The organism is Bacillus sp. E214, from assembly GCF_008087365.1.
In the GTDB taxonomy this organism is placed as follows: domain Bacteria; phylum Bacillota; class Bacilli; order Bacillales; family Pradoshiaceae; genus Pradoshia.
In genome coordinates, this window is record NZ_VENN01000001.1 from 546,668 (window position 1) to 565,032 (window position 18,365).

Below are 18,365 nucleotides of genomic sequence, written 5' to 3' on the forward strand. Positions count from 1 at the left end.
TATAAAAAAGGATGCTAACGCCTGGCATTATTCTTTTTATAATATGATTGGTGATTCGAGCTGTTTGAATACTGTTGCCAAGACCACACTATAACTTTATAGGTCTTTCCATCCTTGTACATATTTTTCCCCTTGATAACCCCAACATTTACTCCAAACATCAAGACAAGCACTGGGGGTACTAACCCTGTTTCTGAAAACGTGTTTGTACATAATCTTCCTAACTCACAGTCTTTTTTAGCTGTTTCTTCATCCCCACACTATATAGCTAATAAATCAGAATATATAAAGTTAAGGGGGAGCAACCAATGTATTCGCGAACTATATCCCTTCTCTGAATGTTTTAACAATAGAAGCAGTACTAGTAAATATGATTAGGGAGAAGATAATTAGTAAAAAGTGTGAGGTCATTTTTTTAAAAATGATTCTCCTTTTAGGTGCTTTCATATACAAATTAATATGGCTATGCCTTCATAGCCAGTTATACTCTGCTGTTTAATAAAAGTGTTTAAAAAAAATATAGAAGGGGAGAGTCCATTGTACAAGCAGATGAAATGGTTATGTCTGTTAATGGTTGTTATGGTTATTAGTTTTAGCTCTGTCAGTCCCTTGAAAAAGGACGAGGCTTCTAATGCCGCTGGAGGAAGCCAGTTAAGCTCTAAAATCGCCAAGGTGCTAAGCCATCCTGATTTAAAAGGTGCCAGTATTGGAATAAGCGTGAGAAATGCATCTAATGGAAAAATAATATACAAGCATAATGGGGATACCAGATTAAGGCCGGCCTCAAGTATGAAGTTAGTTACCGGTGCTGCTGCTCTTCAATTACTTGGAGAAAACTATCGTTTCAAAACTGAGATCTATACAGATGGTAAACAAAAAGGAAGTACCTTAAAGGGAAATATTTACATCAGGGGGAAGGGGGATCCTACTCTAGGGGAGAAGGATCTAGACAATATTGCTTTAGCTCTAAAAAAGAAGGGGATAAAGAAGATTAAAGGAAATCTTGTGGCGGATGATACATGGTATGACCAAATCCGATTATCATTGGATATGCCATGGAGTGATGAGCAAGAGTATTATGGTGCTCAAATTTCTGGATTAACCTTTTCCCCCAATGCTGATTATGATGCAGGTACAGTGATTATACAAGTCAAGTCTGGCAATAAAGTAGGTAAAGCCGCCTCTGTAACCATGACTCCAAAGACGGATTATGTGAAGATATCGAACAAAACCAAAGTTGGTAAGGTTAACAGTAAAAATACTGTTAAGATACATAGAAAACATGGCAGCAATGGAATTACTGTCACCGGGAATGTCCCTCTAAATTCCGGTACTACAAAAACATGGATTTCTGTATGGGAGCCTACTCGATATACCCTTGCTTTATTTAAAAGATCTTTAGAAAAGCAAGGCATTAAAATTACTGGGAATTATACAGCCGGAAAAATACCAGCTAAGCCTACAAAGCTTGCCACCGACCTTTCACCTAAATTGGGTACGATTCTTGTACCATATATGAAGCTTAGTAATAATACAATATCTGAGGTTCTTGTAAAAGAAATGGGCAGGGTAAAAGGAAAAGTGGGAAGCTGGGATAAGGGATTATCAGTTGTTGAGGGCCAGTTTGTCGATTTGGGGATTGGAAATGATGCCATACTTATGAGAGACGGTTCAGGGTTGTCTCATGTTAGTATGATCTCAGCTAACGCATTAACAAATTTACTTTATAAAGCGCAAACCAAACCATGGTATAAAACATATAAGAATGCACTTCCAGTAGCAGGTGATAGTGATCGAAGTGTAGGAGGGACATTAAGAAACAGAATGAAGGGCACAGCTGCACAAGGTAAAATCATAGCCAAAACAGGTACGATTTCAACGGTCAGTAGTTTGACGGGATATGTAAAAGGAAAGAAGGGGAATAAATACGTTTTCTCCATCATTATTAACAATGCCAAGAAAGAAAATCAGCTGAAGAAAATTGAAGACGAGATGGCTGTCATTCTGGCTAGCAATTAGAAAGAACAATCCAATTAAGTAGGACCTGCACTATTATGAGCTCAAGACCATCTAACCTTGGTGCAGGTCATGCTGATATCTGAATTAGTTTTGTATTTTATAGTAATCTATAAATTATTTGAAATCATGAGTATAAAGTGATGAAGATTCTTAATAGGAAGATCATTGGTAATAAAATGATAAATTTTGTCACGGAGTATTTCGATAGTCCTTCAATAACTAAAATGGCAAATACGGCATATATGGTTATAAGCAATCCGAAAATCCAGTCATTAAAGCCAAAGTTCAACTGTAAAAAGGTTATGCAAATAATCGCTAAGAAATGGAGACCGTCGTACTTATCTCTGTTCAAAAAAACCGCTCCTTTCCTTTATAGTCTATTCATGATGTAGGAATGGGAACATTTTAAAAACATCATTAAAACAAATAAACATGTAACTGACGTCTTTATTCTGAGGCACATTCGTTCCTTTAAACTGTACACTATGTCAATTGTATTTTTATAAACATAAGGGGGAGACCTATATTAGGTATTACCTTATACTATAAAGTTAATGGCAAAGGTATACCTCCTATTTTTGTAAAATTCATTGGTACATAGAATAATGCTAATTAGTTGGAATCCTTTTACTTAAAAAGCGGCATTTAGCAATTCTAAATGATAATTTTTGATGATAAAATCAATAAATAAGTTTCACTTAATTATTGAAAAAATCAGAATACATGTTTAAGAATATGCTGATGAATTATGAGGAGGAAAGAGAATGCTTTTGCCTTCTGTTGTACTTGCGGTGATCGGTATATTACTCATGATGAGTGGGAACTCGATTAGAAAAAAAGGAAAAACGTCCTTTATCGCAGGGAATAATGAAGTCTTTATTCCGAAGAATGAGAAAAAATTGGCTGAAAGAATAGGGTGGCTATTGGTTTTATTTGGTTATGAAACCGTTGCTTTTCCCATCTTTTTTATTATATAAAAATCCTTGAAGGATACCATTTCGCAATATTGGCAATTCTTCATTTGGCGATTGTTTTTATTTTTATGCTTATGGATCAATTCGAAGCAGGGAATTCATAAGAAGATATGCCTCTTGGAGTACTCCTTTTTAAAACTATTCATTACAAAAACATTGACTTAGCACATTAGACATATCGACAATGGGATGGTTTTTGCAATTCCGCTAATCTCATCCTTAATCATTAACAGAGTTGAAACAAAAGAATGTCGCAATAAAAGGAGTGGAATTTCCACTCCTTCTTTTAATTATTGGTATTATTTTAAGTCTCATTTTGCTTAAATGTAGATTGTGTGAGTGTTTGAGTAAAGTGCTGATAGGCTAAGAGAGAGGAAATAATAACTCCTGATAGTAGTATGCTGGAATAAATAAATTTTGTCCCCACATGATCAGAGAGTATCATTAAACCTGCACTTGCCATTACACAAGCCAAGACCGAAAAATAATAAGCATGAGTCTTTGGATTTTTAATACCAATATAACTGGCTAAGATGAGGATACTAATGAGACATATCAACATAATAGCAGGAAAAAACGGCTGGAATTTTGCAGCATAAACCAGGTAATCTAATTTTGATACTTGATCGGCATGTGAAATTCTTTCTGCTGTAAGCATAGTAAATGGAGTGGACCACCGCCATTCGAAATGTCATCTCGGAGAGCACTTCCTTCATAGAAAGCGGCCATTGTTGATAAACATAGCAATAACAATGAAGCTGAAAGCGGAATAATGGTTTTCAGTTTCATTTTGTATCCCTCATTTTTTATAGTATGGATCATGTAGTTACCAAAAAATATGACTGGAATCTTCAATTGTTAGCAAACTCTGAAAAAATATCTTATAATCATGTGAAATCCAGCTCAGGAAAATCAATATAGGGATTTCGATTTCCTTGGAGTTTAAAAATTGCCCAATTTCGATGTTTTTCATGAAGAGAGACCGGATGGTTGTTGTGCCATTTTTTGTATAGGTCGATATCAATCAATGACATTTTTTCTTGTATAATTTCATCAGGATACCTCATTAAAAAATATAAGCATGCTCGTGCTATTTCACCTTTGCCATTTTCAGGCTCAAACCTTTGATTGCCATCTCTTTTTCCGCAAAAGGATTTTATGACTTCTTTATAAGCTCCAGGTTTGTAGTCTTCAAAATCATAATAAGGAATATTACTTCTGAATGAATTACAATCTTTTTCACACGTAAATAAATGATGAAGATCTCCAACCATGGGGTGTCTTTTCTCAAACCACGATTGTGGAATGACATGTTCAATATTGAATTGGAGAGACCGCAATACGGACTCAATCAATATATTTTTATGTTCATGAAGCACTCCGAAATCCTTACTCAATACTTGTATCATTTGGTCGATTGCCGCATCTTCCAGCAGTTTATCCTGAGCAATTACATCACCGGGATTTAAGCTTTGGCCGGAATATATGCTTTTTATTTGACCATCTTCACGCAAATCTACCCATGAATGGAGCGCTTTTCTGCTGGTTGAATAGGAGAGCTGGGGATTATGAGTTCTTGTCAGCAATTCGGTCAGCTCCGAAACTAAATTGTCATTTGAAAAGTCATCCAGTGGAAGGTTTTTGTAATACATATCAATAATGCTCTGGTCCTCTTTTTCATCGTAATAAATTTCATTAATCATGTCTGTAACTAGCTGGAATTCAATTTTCTCTGTAGGTTGTTCCTGAAGTTGGCGGGTAAGGGGTTGTGTAACATGAATAATAGAGTCATAGCATACATTAAGAGTTTCCTTTATCAAACGGTGTGAGGGATTTTTATGGAATAAAGCTAGCAAAAAATGGACGGTATCCTGCAAGATTATTTCATAGGAATGAGAAAAAGACGGATGGATTCTTTTTTTCATCAGCTTCACCTCTTTATTTTGATAATATCAAGTGTGGAAACAAATGTAAATAAATGATGGTTACAGATTATCTAGAGGTTAAGAAATATATGATTTCAGTAGAATGATTATAAGATAATCATAGAGTGAATATTAACAAAAAGGGTGTAGAAATTCTTCGAATAATAAAATTTTCTATAAATCAATGTATAATATATCGTTTAAAGTTAGAATTAGCTATTGTATACGAGGGTAGAACTATTTATTACATAATGTAATCATTATTCCAAAATTGTAGTTATATTTAAAAGAAAATTCTAAATATAATTACTTTTTATATCCTTCCATATATAAGAAGACAACTTTTGGTAAACCGTTTATACTTTTAAGTACTTAGCAGAAGGAGTTGGTATTTATGGTTACAAGCACTAGTTTAGAAGTAGAAGAAGAGATTAAGGCTATACAAGCTGAACATGAAATGTTAGAAGACACGCCTGAGGATTTCTTTGAAAAAGCTCCGTATCACTACAAAAATAATTACGGTGTAAAATTTGCTGCAATCATTGAAGAAGACTCTGTATTATTTACGAAGGATGATCAGGATTGGGGAAATAAGCTTTTAAGATTCTCAAAAGGTCAAGCTGAAGAAGCTATTATTCAATTAAAAAAAGAACAGATAGGTAAACTTGATAGAGAATCGATTAATATGCATAATCCAATGAATCGAATTTTAATCAGTATAGGAGAAACTCTTTTTTTAGCATCTGTATTACAGACTGCACTTGAAAAATGGCGCAGTCCCAAAAAATAAATATTTGAATATTACTATTATAACGAAATAATACCTCTAGTCTCATAGACTTGTCTATGGGGCTTTTATTATATCGGCCGATGTTAATTTATCATGAACTATAAAAAGTGCTTTTTCTCTTTTGGCTTATTTAATACTCTGATTATCGTTTGTTTCACAAAGTCCCTTACTGAAAGATTCAGTATGATTAGACTATGTATCGTCTTTTACCGCTGCTCCTTCATTTATTAAAAATATTTGTATATCTAGCACCCAAGAGGAAATAAATGTTAGAAGTGATAAATGCTTGATCAAACGCTAGCAGGAAGCGAAAAAATTATAGATATGTTCGGTATCTGATAAATGGAAATGTTTACGGATATTACTTTTGGGCATACATCTAATGTAAAATACTCTAAAATTTGAAACCATGAGTGTTGCTGTACGTAATGATAGTATATGTTAAATAACTAAAGGATGAAAAATTTGTTACATTATAAAATCTATAGTCAACAACATAAAGAATGGGTTGTTTTAGTACACGGTGCAGGAGGTAGCTCAACTATTTGGTACAAGCAAATTCGAGTATACCGTAAGCATTTTAATGTGTTGGTCGTCGATCTTCGCGGCCATGGTGATTGTGAGATTGAGAACAGTCCAACTAAATATACACTTGATTTGGTTAGCGAAGATATTTTAAATGTTTTAGATGAAGTAAAGATTGATAAAGCTCACTTTGTAGGAATTTCACTGGGGACAATGCTGATTCGTCAGTTAGCTGAGACGAACCCTGAAAGGTTTCATTCGATGGTACTTGCAGGCGCTGTAATACGTATTACACCAAGGCTGCACTTTTTACTTGGTATCGCAAATATGTTTAAGAAAATAATCCCATTTATGTGGTTATATAAACTATTTGCCTGGATTTTAATGCCGAGAAAAACCCATGAAACTTCACGTCATTTATTTGTTCAAGAGGCGAGAAAAATTAAGCATAGAGAATTTTTGCGTTGGTTATCACTAACTGGTGATATCGCAAGCTATTTATTGAAAATCAATGAAAAAGATACACATATTCCTACATTATATATTATGGGAGATGAGGATTATGTGTTTTTAGAACCAGTGAAGCGGCTAGTAAAAAAACAATCATCAAGTCAGTTAGTCATATTAAAGGATAGCGGTCATGTATGTAATATAGATCAAGCTGCCCAATTCAATGAGATATCCTTACAATTTTTATTGGCGCATTGAAATAACAAAAAGCCAAAGTTGATGATAGTAAAGCGATTGGCATATATATCGATTAAACAATTCATTTACTAAAATAATCTTAATTCTTTTACATCGGTTATTAAACCTTTTAGAGTGATGTGGTAATCTCTCTAGAAGGTTTTTTATTTTGGACTGTGAATGGGTGTGATGAGAGAATATAGTCCACTCTCCTCTTAATATTAGTACTTGTTTTGTATATATTGAATATAAACCCAATTATTCATCATAGGTTATTATATAAACCAATCAATAAGTTTTTTAATCCAGTATTGAGGGAAAAGAGAGATAGATAGAGAGATGGGGGTATACAGAATGTCTAAGATAGAAATCCCAGAACTTCAAGTGGAACAATCCTACCTACAGTTCATCTTCCCCTTTCAAATAAAGGACTCACGGAGTGAGGGCTTGGTTCAGCAGTTAATAAAAGAGCAGTGGGAGTTTTTTGATTTAAGAGATACAAGTCAGGATTGCAAATTTTATGGAGATATACGAGTATCTCATGAACGCATGGAGAAATTTTTTCTTCCTAATATGGAGCCCATTTTATTTCCCCCAACTATAAAGGATAAAAATGCATTTCGTCGCTTTAGTAAAATTATCAATCAAAAGGGTTGTTTACAATCCAAGTATTTAGAAACTGATTTTATATTAGTATCTTTTGATATCTTTGTTTGTCCGTATAATATTGGCATTATGAATATGCGAATTAATTTGCCTGATCATATGAGCTATAATGATGTTCTTCATTTTATAGACTTATTCAGACAACTAGATAAACCGCATGATATAGTTATTAGATTAAATGAAAAAGAGTATTCTGAAACAAAAGGAATTATTTTCAATGAATATTGTCCATGGCTGGAGGATCATTTATCAAAGAAAGAGCATACAACCTATTTTGGCAGTTTGCCATTTTTTATAGAAGAACGTATGCAAGTTTACTACTATTTAGCTTTCGAAAAGAATACCCTCCTGGATGAAATTTCTTTATACAGAGCCGCTTTGATTAAGGGATATGATAGGGAAGGACATCCCTATGCCGGTGCTAAATCGGAGGCATACATCCATCGCTTTTGTGATCAGCATGTATATGATCGATGGGGCGATTCTTCCTATTATATAATCAGTAATTATGCATTTGTCTGTCTATCAAATGAATGTGAAGAGAAAAGTAAATTTATTGCTGAGCGTATGTATGGAGAAAATTTTTACACAAATATTTTATTCTTTTTCAATCGACTCCTCTTATTAGAATTATCGTATGAGAATTCCCAGCTGAGAGTGGATGATAAAAAAGGTTCTATTGAAAAGCTTATCATTCGAATCACGAATTTTTCTGCACAATTTTATCAGCCTGAAGTACATAGCCGGATTTTTGGGAAAGAAATCTATTTAAAAATGAAAGATATTTTTCATATGGATGAGCTTTATAATCATGTGAACCGAACACTTGGCAATCTCTATAAAAACCACGAAAAGCTAACAGGGAAACGACATGAATATTTACTTACGTTTTTAACTACATATACGGTTATTTCGGGAATTTACGGCATGAATCTGGTCATTGAACAGGATTGGAAAGGGAATATTAACTGGTCCCAGGCTGCATCCTATTCCTTCTTTGAATATATCGCTTTATTTGTAGCATTATCCGGAATTGCGTTGGGTGGAGTGTTAGGAATCGTAACAGTCTATAAATGGATGAAGGAAAAAATAAAATCTAAGAATGATTGAGCAGGGGAATGGCAGATGATTGTAGAACCTAACAAACAAAGGAATTATAAGGAGGTGTGAGTTTGAAAAAAAGTCTAAGCTTTATTTTATGTATCCTCCTGTTGGCAGCATGCGGGCAAGAACCCAGTCCAAACAAAGGAAGTGATGATAAACCAGTGAATATAGATAAGAGTACAAATCGTATCAATGATGCAAGTTTAACGTCAAGCTTAGTCCAAAAGAACAAAGTCGAAAATGATTACTTATTTGTATATACAGTTGAAAACGAGACAGCGAAACCGATTAAATTAACGTTTAACAGCGGCCAAACGTTTGATTATATTTTAAAGGATCAAGCGGGAAAAACAATCATCCAGTATTCAGAGGGAAAATCCTTTATACAGGTTATTACTGAAAAAGAACTGGTTAAAGGAGCGCAATTAACGCATGATATCCATTTGAAAGACCTTGAACCTGGAGAATACACTCTAGAAGCATGGTTAACAGCCAAAGGGGTGAAGGATGACTCAAGGAAAAAAATTCAGTTCAAAGTAGACTAACGAAAGGAGGGTACCAATTTATATTATATTTGGATACTTAACCTTCAAATCAATGTAAAAAAATAGCCCAATCATATTTTAATTTTATAATATGATTGGGCTATTTTTTTATGATTCAATTCCTAATGATTCTACCTTATACAACTATCAAGCCAGACACATTCGTGTTCATTAAATAGTTAGTTTTGTGTTTCTATCTTCTTCTTAGCAGCACGTTTTCTCGGTTTAGATACTTTAGCCAGATATAAAGCTTTATTATTTATTACATCTGTGAACCCGCTTAGCATCATTTGAGCGGATAAAATGGTTAATCCTAAAAATAGGATAGGTATAAGTGGTAACCAGGGATACCCGATCAGATTATCGTAAGCTTGGCCAATCAAACCTGACCATTCGTGAGAAGCTGAGTTAGCATTTCCATCAGAATCCTGTAATGTACCGCCAAAGAAAATTTTTAGTACTCCTAGATGAGCTAATACAACGAGTACTTGTATGTACTGCTGAATCAAAATAATAACGATATTTTCTTTTAAATGAGGAAGTATATGTGTCTTTAATTTATGTAGTTTACCGCCACCTAACACCATAGCAGCCTCCATGAATTCTTCTTTATGAAGTTTTTTTATTTCATTAGCTTGATAGATAGCCAATGTCGGTACAGCATAAAAAGTTAGAATTGCTATTTCAAACAAAGCTCTTTCCCAAAATGGAAAAGGAGAACCATCTCCTCCATAGACAATTACACTGAATAGAACATAGTATGCTACTAACGTTAGTGGAATCACCGTAATTGGATCAAATATTTTTTCGTACCAACGAATATACTTTTGGCAATATACTCCTAAAAAAGCGCCAAATATTAAGGCAAATAAAACCCGTAAGATAGCAATGAGAAAAGCAATCCCTATCGTAAATTTTGCACCATGTATAATCATATGAAGTAAATCTCTTCCACCTGAATCTGAACCAGCTATAAACCCATGTGTAAATGGCTGGTAAGGAGGAGAATCTACTATATTCGCTTGATCATCCATATATAGAGGCACAGTTCTAATCGTACTATCGTTAAAGAGTGTATTAGCCATACTCAAAATCAATAAGATAAATACAAATAAAAATCCAACCATAAATGTTTTATTTTTTAGCAAAAGTTTAATCAATCGCTTCACCTCTTACAACCGGGGGAATTAACCAATCGCATATACGATAAATAAGATATAATGGCAAATAAATCATCAGTATACCGATTACAAATATTTCGGGTGATTTTCTAAAGATAAAATAGATAATCCCTGTCATATTGAACATATACTCCAAAATAACCAAATTAGATATAACAAACCAAATCGCCGTTTTGGAATAGTGGTATAAACTGAATAATACATTTTTAAATATATGAATATTAAATATGTATAGTGGCTTCATTCCCTTAGTTACAGCATATTCTACATATAACTTCCCTTGTTCTTTCTCAAATTGCTGTATTAAAAATTTAGTCAACAGTAAGGTTAAAGGCAAACTAAGACATACAATAGGGAGAAAAAAGGCCCGATCATCCCCCGCGGAAGCTACGTTAAATAAGAGCGTACCTGTTTTTTTAAAGGACATAATAGTAAGAAATTGAAGTGCGATTATATAAAATATATCTGGTAGGGACTCAATAATCGTGAGAAACCACATAATCTTACCTTTAATTGTTTGAAAAACTAATAGGATTAGGTAAGTTAATAAGAATGCAAGTATGGTTGAAATTAAAAGTGATGCAACAATCAGTAGGACTGATTCTTTATAATGGTAGAATATTTGTGGAAAAACTGGTCTTTGGATGCCCATCCCATATGTGATATCTAGAGGGTGTAATAACGATAGAAAAGTGTTTTTGATTTCTACTAAGAAAGCAAAAAAATTAACAGAAATATCTCTGAAGAGTGTTGGCAATGCACTAACGCAGATAATTACAAAAATGGCTATAAGCACTTCTGTTATCATTACTGCAGTTTTTTTGAAAATTAAAATAAAATCATCTCCTTTTTATCCTAATTTTTGGATATAATTTTATCATAATTATATCTATCTTTTTTGTCTATAAATTATTTTTGTTTCCAGAATACGAATCTTTAAGTCTATTTACACGAATATATGGTTATTTAATAAAAGGAAGTTTGTTAAAAATAACTGAGAGGAAGTGATTAATAATAAAAGGTTTCTGCCCATATTTTTGCTTATTTTTCTTGTAACGTTAGTAAGCTGTTCTCCAAAAAAAGAAACCGAAAATAATAAACCAAAAGAAACCATAATGAATCAAGAATGGCAAGTTCGTAATGAATATAAATTTTATTAACGGTAAATCCAGAACCTAATTTAATAGCAGGTAAACCATTTGGGTAGGTATTCCATTTTACTGCCCCTTTTAAAACCTTTGAAGGTAAAGAATTAGCTATATATGCCTATCATAAAGAAACAGAAGAGAAGATAACGGCTCTAAATCCAATAAGAATCAAAGAACCGTCACCGGGTTATTCAAAATTATAGCGTTTTACAGTTAATTTTGAAGTTCCTCAAAGTGGGTTATGGCGTTATGAAGTTATATAAGACAATGAGTTTTATGCAGACGTTGTTTTTTTAATTAAAAATAAATAGAGTAATAGATTTAATAGCGGCATTGATTCAAGGCGAATTACTGCCTTTTTTCGATGAATTCTTACAGGGGTAAAGGGCAGTTCTTCGGAAGAAAGAAGGACTTTCTATTTTATCTGTCGAATAAATTTAAATTATATGTCGTGAAAAGGAATGGTCTATATGAAGTTAATTAAACAATTTATTTTAAAACGTCCTGCTGAAAAAAGACTTACTTATTTTTATGCTATGGTTGTGACGGATGAACAGGTGTGGCTACTTCGTGATAAAAATAATGGCGACTTATTACTATTAGAAGATGAAGGAGAATATCATTTTTTGCTTCCAGTTTGGCCAAGCCGAAGTTTTGCTGAAATAGAGGCTGCTAAAATAGATCATAATTCATACGAAGCTTTTAACGTTCCATTAACTACATTTTTAGATGATATACTTGTTGATATTGAAAATGACCGTGGTATTGCGGTGATTTTTCCTAACGGGAAAGATTCGAACATTCAATCACGTGATGAAATTAAGGAAATGATTCGTAATCTATAGGATAGGTTGTTCCTACTGGCTGGGTAGGTTAAATGAATAATAAATGGAATTATTTTGTACTGTGAAAGGGGAATAGGATTGTGATTTTTAATTATAGTGATTTTATTAGTCTATCTCTTTGACTTTGTAAAACTGAGAAAGCAAAATGAAATAATAATCGCACAAAACGAAAAAGTTATTGCCCTATTGGAGAAAATTGAAAATAAGTAGTATATATTTTGCGGCTTGCGGAGGGATATAATTGGGGTTTTAATAGTTCTTTTATATTGGATATACCATTTTCCTTGTCTGGTTAAATTCAAATAAAAGAGGATACCTAGCCTCTATAATAGACTTGGTATCCTCTATTCTGCACACTCTTTTTCATATAAGAGAAATTATGCCCGTTTCTCAAATAATTGTACAAGTTCTATGATGACTTCGGTGGCTTTTTCCATACTTTCAACAGCTACATATTCATATTTACCGTGGAAATTTTCTCCTCCGGCAAAGATGTTAGGAGTAGGCAGGCCCATATAGGATAGTTGGGAACCATCTGTACCGCCGCGAATTGGTTTAACAATTGGTTTAATGCCCAAGTTTTCCATGGCTTGATGGGCGACATCGACTATTTCCTTTACAGGTTCAATTTTTTCTCCCATATTATAATATTGATCATTCATATCTAATATAATATTTTCTTCGCCGTATTTAGCCTTGTATTTTGCAACAAGGTCTTTCATCGTCGCTTTTTTGGCTTCAAATTTTTCACGGTCATGATCGCGGATAATATAAGCGGCATGAGTACGTTCTACATCACCGTTTAACGATAGGAGATGATAGAAGCCTTCGTAGCCTTCTGTATATTCGGGTGATTCTTCTTTTGGAAGCTCATCATTGAAATTCATGGCAATCTTTAAGGAGTTGACCATTTTATTTTTAGCGGATCCTGGGTGGACATTGGTTCCTTTAAAAGTCAATTTTGCCCCTGCAGCATTAAAGCTTTCAAATTCAAGTTCACCAATGGGACCGCCATCCAGTGTGTAAGCAAAGTCAGCATTAAAACGCTCCACATCAAACTTATGAGGGCCTCTGCCAATTTCTTCATCCGGTGTAAAAGCGACACGAAGTTTGCCGTGCTTAATTTCCGGATGTTTAATTAGGTAATCCATTGCCGTTACGATTTCAGCGATGCCTGCTTTATCATCAGCACCAAGCAGAGTAGTGCCGTCAGTGGTAATAAGTGTTTTACCTATATACTCTTTTAGCTCAGGAAAGTCTTTCGGTGATAGGATGACATTAAGATTTTTATTAAGCGTAATATCACCGCCATCATAATTCTCTACGATTTGTGGTTTTACATTCTTACCGGTAAAATCAGTAGCCGTATCGACATGAGCAAGGAAGCCGATTGTTGGTACTTCTTTTTCTGTATTCGCGGGAAGGGTGGCAAATAAATAGCCATTTTCATCAAGTGTTACTTCTTCCATTCCTATTGTCTGCAATTCATCTTTTAGAAGATTTAAGAGGTCAAATTGCTTCTCTGTAGAAGGGCATGTTTGACTGTTTTCATCGGATTGGGTATCAATTTTTACATATGTAATAAAGCGTTCAACTAATTTATTATTCATCAGATTCATCTCCTTCTGTATTCCTATTATAACGAAAGTTTTATTGATCAACAAAAAGTTATTCGAATTTTCTTTAGGTTAATATTTCCGTACAGAGGTAATTTTATTTATTTCGGGTATTCTTATATAATGGGGATGGAAAGAAAGAAGGGATCGATACAACCATGTTTACAATTGGAAGCCGCACAGTTAAGACAGCGATTGGCGCGATGATTGCCTTGGTTATTGCTCAAGTTTTGTCGCTGGAAAATACAGCAACCGCTGCAGTTATCACCTTATTAAGTGTTCAGAGTACACAGCGCAGAAGTATACAGATTGCATGGCAGCGGTTTGCAGCTTGTATACTTGGGATTTTATTGGCTGTATTGATATTTGAAGGATGTGCTTATACAGCTGTTGCAGTAGGTTTATTATTATTTATTTATATACCGGTCATGGCTAAGCTGGGGCTTCAGGACGGTATTGTACCTGGTTTTGTTATTGTCATGCAATTATACATATCGCAAAATATTACGTATGAGCTTATTTTAAACCAAATCTGCATCGTATCGATTGGAATTCTGGTCGCTCTTTTGTTCAACTTATATATGCCAAGTGTTGAAGGTGAGATTAAGAAGATTATAAAGGAGCTAGAAGGAAATTTTAAAGTGATCTTCTTGCAATTCGGTCAGTTTATTCGGAAAAAAGAACGTGTTTGGAATGATGAATACATTATTAAAACAAAGAAGCTAATCGAAGTGGGTATGGAATTAGCCAAGAGAAGTGAGGAAAATTCCTTTTTTAAAAGAGACTCCTATTATTTGCAATACTTCACTAAAGTGCATCAGCAATTCCAAATCGTTGAGCGAATGGCTCCTTTAATCATTCATCTGCCTACAACATTTGAGCAGAATGAAATGGTAGCTGACTTCGTAGATGATTTGGGTGCAAATATAGAAGACCGGAATCGTCTACTGTTAAAATTACAGAATCTAAGAGGTAAGTTTGAGAATATGGATTTACCAAAAACAAGGGAGGAGTTTGAAACTCGTGCTGCCCTGTTAATCTTGATCAATAAAATTGAGCAATTTATCGAAATCCAATCGTAGTAAAGAGAACGTGCTGTTTTCAAAACAGTTCGTTTTTTTGTGTGGAAGAAAGGTATGGCGTCTATAATATTGCTGCTTCTGGCCGTAAACTTTCACAGTATTCATGCAACAATTTCCATCCATCTTCATATCTTTTAAATCTCTGTACAAACAGTTTAACAACCTCTTTCTTTTCACCATCCATTTCAAATGTTACCCAAAATAAAACAATGACCTCATCCTCAGACGCTGGAGTAGTATGTAAAATAGTAAAATTCCATTTTGGGTTATGTCCGCAATATTGTTCAAAAGCTTCTGCCCATCCTAGGCAAGCCTCCTTATATCCCCAATCTGAAACGACACCATCCGCATTTGCCCAACGAACAGATAAATTCAGAGAAAGCTTGGAAATCATCAATTCAGTATTACAGCTATTCCATATAGATTGAAATTCAAGAAAGAAGGACTTAAAATCCTCAATAAGTACTGACTGATTCAAATTGGAACCTCCTCGTTAAAGTAAAGATGGAGCCTCTTTAATACTATTCTATACAATGGATATATTTCCCTTTTATCAATAAGAGAAACTATTTTGTATGAGAGCATTTTATCATTCATTTTGAAAGCATGTGTTTAAAAATGCAAAAAGCGCGTCTATGTTGCTAAAAGAACACAAAAGTACAATATAGATCAAGCTTTGCTCTTTTTCAACAAATATATGGTGTATTGAATTAATTCATGTCAAAAAGGAGCGAACGATTCATTTGCTCTTCAGATGGTAATTAATTGAAAATGGAAAATAGATGGAATATACTGAAAACGTTCACAAAATGATGGATATAAATGGAGGGAATTAAATGACCACTACTATAAGCTCTAATATTAGTCCCAAATTAGCAGAGTTTCTAAAAGGTACAAAACAGTTATATATGAATGGTGAATTCGTAGACTCAGTATCTGGTAAAACATTTGAAACAATGAATCCTGCTACTGGTGAAGTTTTGGCTGTGATTTCAGAAGCGCAATCTGAAGATATTGATTTAGCTGTCAAAGCTGCACGTAAAGCATTTGATCAAGGACCATGGAGAACAATGAATGCTGCAGAACGCAGTCGTTTAATATACAAATTGGCAGATTTAATGGAAGAAAACAAGTTGGAGTTGGCTCAATTGGAAACATTGGATAACGGGAAGCCTTTCCGTGAAACATCTAATGCAGATATTCCATTAGCCATTGAACACTTCCGCTATTTTGCAGGTTGGTCGACTAAAATCATGGGACAAACCATCCCAGTAGCCGGTAATTTTTTTAATTATACAAAACATGAACCAGTTGGAGTGGTTGGGCAGATTATCCCGTGGAATTTCCCATTATTAATGGCTGCCTGGAAACTCGGAGCGGCACTTGCTACCGGGTGTACAATCGTATTAAAACCAGCAGAAAACACACCTCTTTCTGCATTATACCTGGCACAACTAATTAGTGAAGCTGGATTCCCGGATGGAGTCGTCAATATTGTCCCAGGATATGGTCCGTCAGCAGGACAACCATTGGTCGATCATCCAATGATCGATAAGATTGCCTTTACGGGTTCGACTAAGGTGGGTAAACAAATTATGAAATCAGCTGCTGATACGCTGAAACGCGTAACATTGGAACTTGGAGGAAAATCGCCGAATATCATTCTTCCGGATGCAGATTTATCAAAGGCTGTTCCGGGTGCATTAATGGGTATCATGTTCAATCAGGGGCAAGTTTGCTGTGCAGGCAGCCGTTTATATGTCCAAAAGAAAATGTATGATAATGTCGTTTCTGATTTAATAACGTGTGCCAAGGATATTAAACAGGGTAATGGGTTAGAAGAAGATACAACGATGGGCCCGCTTATTTCCGCCCAGCAGCAGTCCAGGGTAAAAGGATATATTGACCAAGGTGTTGAAGAAGGAGCCGAAGTGTTAATTGGAGGGGATATTCCATTTGATAAAGGCTATTTTGTATCACCGACCGTGTTTGCAGATGTAAACCATAGCATGACAATAGCAAAAGAAGAAATATTTGGACCTGTTGTAGCGGCCATGCCATTTGATGATATTGATGATCTTATACAAAAAGCCAATGACAGCAACTACGGGTTAGCGGCAGGTGTTTGGACACAGGACTTGAAAAAGGCTCATCAAATCGCACATAAGTTACAAGCGGGTACGGTATGGGTAAATACCTATAATACATTTGATGCGGCTTCTCCTTTTGGAGGGTACAAACAATCCGGTATTGGTCGTGAAATGGGAAGCTATGCACTCGATAACTACACAGAAGTGAAGAGTGTATGGATTAATATGGACTAAGATCTTTAAGAAAGCAGTGTGGTTATGGACGGTAATCACACTGTTTTTCCTTATTTGGTTAATCAGTTAAATAAGAGCATAAATAAGCCCCATAAAAGTCAGAGCTATGTCTGTCTTTTATGGGGTGATTTTATTTATTAAGAGCTTAGCTTTTCTTTAAAGATGGCTCAGTTTGAATTTTTGGAAGGTCTTTTGGTTCTTCCTGTTTAAAGATACTTTGTAAAACGAATGTCTGGATGATCAAGAAGATTCCGCTTGTTATCCAATAGAGCGGAAGAGCAGCCGGAGCCGAAAAAGAAATGAACATAATCATCATAGGTGACAAGAGTCCCATTAATTTCATTTGATTCTGCTGTTCAGGCTGCATTTGGCTTGAGCTGACTTTGAATTGGAGATAGTAAATCAATCCGGCAATTAACGCCATGATCATGTTCGCCTCGCCAAGACTAAACCAAAGGAAGTCATGGGTTGCAATTGTATGTGAGTCCCTAATGGCATAATAGAATCCCATTAATATCGGCATTTGAATCAGCATTGGTAAGCATCCGATATTGAGAGGATTTACGCCATGCTTCTGATAAAGCTGCATCATTTCCTGTTGAATTTCTGCTTTCTTCGCTGCATCAGTTGTTTGTTTTAATTTTTCTTGTATAGCTTCCATCTCAGGCTTTAAAACTTCCATTTTCCGTTTCATATCAGCTTGAGTTTTATACTGTTTAACAGTCAACGGCATGAGCAATAATTTAATCAGCAACGTAGCCAAAATAATGGCGAGCCCATAATTCCCCTGAAATAGATCTGCATTAAATTCCAGTAAGGATAATAAGGGAGAGACAATAAAGTGTTGGAAAAAACCGTCTCCGTTAGAATTGGCTGAACATCCACTCAACAACATTCCTGCGAATAAAACACCTATTAATTTTTTCAATCCATT

Annotated in this window: 16 protein-coding genes and 1 pseudogene; 9 read left to right on the forward strand and 8 right to left on the reverse strand. The window is 34.7% G+C overall.

Annotation, left to right across the window (positions count from 1 at the left end; translation table 11 throughout):
* Nucleotides 1-549: 549 nt before the first annotated feature.
* On the forward strand, nt 550-2,019 hold the full coding sequence (dacB, locus tag FHY47_RS02595; RefSeq protein ID WP_148629599.1) for a D-alanyl-D-alanine carboxypeptidase/D-alanyl-D-alanine endopeptidase: 1,470 nt from the start codon (nt 550-552) through the stop codon (nt 2,017-2,019).
* 124 nt (nt 2,020-2,143) lie between these two features.
* On the opposite strand, the gene FHY47_RS02600 is transcribed toward dacB, so the two are convergent.
* Nucleotides 2,144-2,371, reverse strand: a complete 228-nt coding sequence (locus FHY47_RS02600; RefSeq protein WP_139063780.1) for a hypothetical protein — start codon at nt 2,369-2,371, stop codon at nt 2,144-2,146.
* 412 nt (nt 2,372-2,783) lie between these two features.
* Here FHY47_RS02600 and FHY47_RS02605 point away from each other — a divergent pair, with 412 nt between their 5' ends.
* Entirely contained in the window at nt 2,784-2,996 is a 213-nt protein-coding gene (locus FHY47_RS02605; RefSeq protein WP_140461317.1) for a hypothetical protein, read from the forward strand.
* A gap of 301 nt (nt 2,997-3,297) precedes the next feature.
* Here FHY47_RS02605 and FHY47_RS02610 read toward each other — a convergent pair.
* Nucleotides 3,298-3,669 (reverse strand): annotated as a pseudogene (locus tag FHY47_RS02610) (DUF4306 domain-containing protein); the annotation flags it as partial.
* A gap of 211 nt (nt 3,670-3,880) precedes the next feature.
* Nucleotides 3,881-4,918, reverse strand: coding sequence for an endonuclease I family protein (locus FHY47_RS02615; protein WP_148629601.1), 1,038 nt, complete (start codon nt 4,916-4,918; stop codon nt 3,881-3,883).
* 394 nt (nt 4,919-5,312) lie between these two features.
* On the opposite strand from FHY47_RS02615, the gene FHY47_RS02620 reads away from it, so the two are divergent.
* The 4 genes from FHY47_RS02620 (at nt 5,313) to FHY47_RS02635 (ending at nt 9,235) form a co-directional block, all read left to right on the forward strand.
* The gene (locus tag FHY47_RS02620) at nt 5,313-5,708 is read left to right on the forward strand and encodes a hypothetical protein (RefSeq protein ID WP_066099998.1); all 396 of its coding nucleotides are present in this window, start codon (nt 5,313-5,315) and stop codon (nt 5,706-5,708) included.
* A 465-nt stretch (nt 5,709-6,173) separates the two neighbouring features.
* Complete coding sequence (locus tag FHY47_RS02625; protein ID WP_066099995.1) at nt 6,174-6,941, forward strand: alpha/beta fold hydrolase; 768 nt, start codon at nt 6,174-6,176, stop codon at nt 6,939-6,941.
* Between the two features lie 333 nt (nt 6,942-7,274).
* A complete protein-coding gene (locus FHY47_RS02630; RefSeq protein WP_066099991.1) occupies nt 7,275-8,696 on the forward strand; it encodes a hypothetical protein in 1,422 nt (473 codons plus the stop codon).
* 62 nt (nt 8,697-8,758) lie between these two features.
* Nucleotides 8,759-9,235 carry a BsuPI-related putative proteinase inhibitor gene (locus FHY47_RS02635; protein ID WP_066099988.1) on the forward strand — a complete coding sequence of 159 codons (477 nt, stop codon included), beginning with the start codon at nt 8,759-8,761 and terminating at the stop codon, nt 9,233-9,235.
* Between the two features lie 179 nt (nt 9,236-9,414).
* Here FHY47_RS02635 and FHY47_RS02640 read toward each other — a convergent pair whose 3' ends face one another.
* Together FHY47_RS02640 and FHY47_RS02645 are read right to left on the reverse strand one after the other, a co-directional pair.
* Nucleotides 9,415-10,395 carry an ABC transporter permease subunit gene (locus FHY47_RS02640; protein ID WP_066099986.1) on the reverse strand — a complete coding sequence of 327 codons (981 nt, stop codon included), beginning with the start codon at nt 10,393-10,395 and terminating at the stop codon, nt 9,415-9,417.
* Entirely contained in the window at nt 10,388-11,224 is an 837-nt protein-coding gene (locus FHY47_RS02645) for a peptide ABC transporter permease (protein ID WP_140461319.1), read from the reverse strand. The genes FHY47_RS02640 and FHY47_RS02645 overlap by 8 nt, the downstream gene beginning before the upstream one ends.
* A gap of 810 nt (nt 11,225-12,034) precedes the next feature.
* Here FHY47_RS02645 and FHY47_RS02650 point away from each other — a divergent pair.
* Complete coding sequence (locus tag FHY47_RS02650; protein WP_066099981.1) at nt 12,035-12,409, forward strand: DUF2750 domain-containing protein; 375 nt, start codon at nt 12,035-12,037, stop codon at nt 12,407-12,409.
* Between the two features lie 377 nt (nt 12,410-12,786).
* Here the strand turns inward: FHY47_RS02650 and pepT are convergent, their stop codons facing one another.
* Nucleotides 12,787-14,019, reverse strand: coding sequence for a peptidase T (gene pepT, locus FHY47_RS02655; RefSeq protein ID WP_148629602.1), 1,233 nt, complete (start codon nt 14,017-14,019; stop codon nt 12,787-12,789).
* 164 nt (nt 14,020-14,183) lie between these two features.
* Here pepT and FHY47_RS02660 point away from each other — a divergent pair, with 164 nt between their 5' ends.
* Nucleotides 14,184-15,107: an aromatic acid exporter family protein gene (locus FHY47_RS02660; RefSeq protein ID WP_066099977.1), complete on the forward strand. Its 924-nt coding sequence runs from the start codon at nt 14,184-14,186 to the stop codon at nt 15,105-15,107.
* A 61-nt stretch (nt 15,108-15,168) separates the two neighbouring features.
* Here the strand turns inward: FHY47_RS02660 and FHY47_RS02665 are convergent, their stop codons facing one another.
* Nucleotides 15,169-15,585: a hypothetical protein gene (locus FHY47_RS02665; protein WP_066099976.1), complete on the reverse strand. Its 417-nt coding sequence runs from the start codon at nt 15,583-15,585 to the stop codon at nt 15,169-15,171.
* Between the two features lie 358 nt (nt 15,586-15,943).
* Here FHY47_RS02665 and FHY47_RS02670 point away from each other — a divergent pair, with 358 nt between their 5' ends.
* Nucleotides 15,944-17,431, forward strand: a complete 1,488-nt coding sequence (locus FHY47_RS02670) for an aldehyde dehydrogenase family protein (RefSeq protein ID WP_066099972.1) — start codon at nt 15,944-15,946, stop codon at nt 17,429-17,431.
* 145 nt (nt 17,432-17,576) lie between these two features.
* On the opposite strand, the gene yidC is transcribed toward FHY47_RS02670, so the two are convergent.
* Nucleotides 17,577-18,359, reverse strand: coding sequence for a membrane protein insertase YidC (gene yidC / locus FHY47_RS02675; RefSeq protein ID WP_308810529.1), 783 nt, complete (start codon nt 18,357-18,359; stop codon nt 17,577-17,579).
* Nucleotides 18,360-18,365 lie beyond the last annotated feature (6 nt).